The following is a 3,022-nucleotide window of genomic DNA, read 5'->3' as shown; positions in this document are numbered from 1 at the left end:
GCTTCACACGATTATCAGCCTAAAAAATGTCCATTAAGCCTAAAACCAGATAAATTAGCCGACTATTTAACTGATTTGCAGACGGACGAATTGGCTTTCTTCATTTCAAAAAGAGAAATAGTGTCGCAACTGGATTACCAAACCCTTCCTGCCTCAAAATTTGCCGGATTTACACCAGACATGGAAAAAGTATTACTGAATTTTAACCTAAGCGGAAAAAATATCCAGCAGCTTATCGGCGACCTGAAAGTAGCCAAAACCAAATTCCTGGCAAATGATGAAATTTTCCTGGTAAGAGTAAAAATGAGCCAGGTGCATCCAAGTACCAATTTCCAAATGGATATGCCTACAGGAAATGAACCGGGTGTAAATATTGAATTATTCAGACCCGGCGGAATTTTGCCTGCAGTAGATGATTTGGTAAACGTAGGACAAAGAATCTACCCAAGGGAAGCAGTCATCAGGAATGCAAATTCAATGGCCCACAATAATGATTGGAACACTTTTAAATCTATTTTTGGAAATAGTAATGTAACTCAAATTTATCCATAAAAAACAAACAAAAAATGAGCAATTATTCAAAAGCAATATCAAATCATGAAACCCGCGATTTTCTGTTAGGAAACGGAATTTATCTATATCCAGATAGTGAGCGTTATGGACTCCATGATATGTCGTTGACATTTAACGATATTCAGGAATATTCAAAAGAAGTGGGTGCTGCGGCAATGCTGGAAAGATTACAACACGATATTAAAAATATTTTAAGATCAACTATTTCTTCATCTGATTTTTCAAAAATAACAGGGTATATATTTCTTTGCTTAAGAGGTTACCATGAAGACGGAATATTTGATGCTGAACTGACCATTGATGAAGAATTTAGGAGCTTATACAGGGAAAAATTAAACCAACTCGAAGAAGGAGTAGGTCAGTCAATATCTGTTGGGAATGTAGAACCCACAGGATATACAGATGAATATTATCTTAATAATGCAAAAAGGATAGCTTCACTTATCAAAGAGAAATTTGGAGTTTCCCTTACTTAAAAAACAAATGAGTAATTATTCAAAAGCAATATCAAAACATGAAGAAAAAGATTTTTTATTAGGCTAAAATGAATACTTGAGTCCTGACAATGAAAGATATTGTAAGCATCAGACGCACATCACTTTCCGTCATGTTAAAGAATATGCTGTAGAAGTCGGCGCTGTAGCAATGGTCGAAAAATTAATGTCGGATATCAAGCAGATTTTGGTGGGCACTATTTCAGCCGAAGAATTTTCAATGATAACAAACTACATTTTTCTTTGTTTAAGGGGATATTTTGAAGATGGAATATTTGAACGGCACTGACCATTGACGAAGGATTCAGGAGTTTGTACATGCAAAAAAAGATGGAATTAGAAGACAAATTGAATACAAATCAATTGCCTGCCACAAATTCAGGCGAATACACAAATGAATATTTTTTAAATAATGCAAAAAGATCAGCATCACTGTGTGAGACCAAATTTGATGTTTCACTTACCTGAAGCCAACCAATTAACCAAAAGAAAAGAGAGTATTAATACTAAAAATAAGGATCAATGCCAAATACACCTGCAGTAGTTTCTCGAAGATACTATCCAAGATTATCTTCAATTGTAAGTCAGGACGACCTGCCTGAGATATTAGGATTTGTAAAAGAGGGATTGCAAAATCTTTTCGAAAAATTACACTATAAGGATTTACAACACAGTAAAAGCCCGAGTGGTGATGCTGCATTTTACAGTCTTTCCATTGTTTCCGACCGAATTGATATTGAATTGCCGGGAACCGGAATCTTCTTGGTTTTTAATCCGGATTTGACCGGCAGTGATTTTACAATTTCAACATTTCCGATTACTTTGGAATACCAATGGAAAATATTAAAATACCTCAATTCTTTCAACATTGGGAATTTTTCATACGATCCAAAAGATATTTTTGAAGTCGCCCTGAACATACTTGATATTTCAGAAGAAAGTGCTTTGGTACATTTTGTAAATGCTTTTGTAAAGCCGGATAATGATACCATAACACCATTGCAACAATTCATCAGTGATATGAATTCTGAAAATTCGGGCTGGAGTACACCCATTCCGCTATCGGCAACCGACATTACCGCTATCGTCGATCATATAACCGAGCAATCAGGCCAACTCAGTTCATTAGTGGCTTTCAAAAGTTATCTTTTGGAAAACGACCTGAAAGAGACCCTAAACAGGGTAAAATCGTTCTTCAGGGCATTTCTCCCATCAGACATCAACGAATACATCAAAGACATACTTATCCCAAAATTCAGGGTTACATTGCTGTTGTCTGCCGCCATTGAGTTTCCGAGGAACATATTATACCCTTACAAACAAAATGGAGCCATATGGGAAAGAGAACCCGAAAACAGTGGTGTAATGACCCGTTTCTATTTTGGACAAATGTTGCTCTATGCCGACAATCAAAAAGGAATAGGATATAATCTGGACCTGATAGGGGATTTATCGCCTCAATATTCTGAAATTGGCAATACCGGTTTGTTACTCCAATTGCAGAAAATCAAAATCGATATAAGCGATAAAGTCAATATTCCTGAAGCAGATGCAGATGGACGTCCGGAAGATTTCCGGGGTGTATATGTCGATGCTTTATCAGTAACACTACCTTCAAAATGGTTTAAAACGGGGAGCAATACTAATGAGTCTACCCTTAGGATTGGTGGTTATCAATTGTTAATTGGAAGTGGTGGTATGTCGGGTATCTTTGCTCTTGAGGCAGTACCGACACAAAATCCTTCCAACGGACAGATTATAGATTTTTTTTCTTCCAAATTCGATTTTATTTATCCAATTACTGGGTTAATCAATAATATTGTTACTAAAGAAGAAGAAAGTGTTGAAATTACGAACGAAACTGAATTGTTGGATTATTTGAATTCTCTTACCAATAAAAATTTATATTCATTTAACCCGTTGGGTGAAATTAAATTAATTGATTTTTGATGTTA

The 3,022-nt window shown here is 35.7% G+C and carries 4 protein-coding genes; all 4 read left to right on the top strand.

Annotated elements, in window-relative coordinates:
• Nucleotides 1–552: hypothetical protein (locus CHX27_RS15440; protein WP_165764409.1), on the top strand; the 552-nt coding region annotated here is incomplete at its 5' end.
• A 14-nt stretch (nucleotides 553–566) separates the two neighbouring features.
• Nucleotides 567–1,049, top strand: coding sequence for a hypothetical protein (locus CHX27_RS00760; protein ID WP_094484876.1), 483 nt, complete (start codon nucleotides 567–569; stop codon nucleotides 1,047–1,049).
• 76 nt (nucleotides 1,050–1,125) lie between these two features.
• Nucleotides 1,126–1,356: a hypothetical protein gene (locus CHX27_RS00755; protein ID WP_094484875.1), complete on the top strand. Its 231-nt coding sequence runs from the start codon at nucleotides 1,126–1,128 to the stop codon at nucleotides 1,354–1,356.
• Between the two features lie 233 nt (nucleotides 1,357–1,589).
• Nucleotides 1,590–3,017, top strand: a complete 1,428-nt coding sequence (locus CHX27_RS00750; protein ID WP_133063372.1) for a hypothetical protein — start codon at nucleotides 1,590–1,592, stop codon at nucleotides 3,015–3,017.
• The last annotated feature ends 5 nt before the right edge of the window (nucleotides 3,018–3,022 follow it).

Origin of the sequence: Flavobacterium aurantiibacter (assembly GCF_002251775.1) — a bacterium.
GTDB lineage: Bacteria > Bacteroidota > Bacteroidia > Flavobacteriales > Flavobacteriaceae > Flavobacterium > Flavobacterium aurantiibacter.
This window is presented reverse-complemented; position numbering and strand designations above follow the sequence as displayed.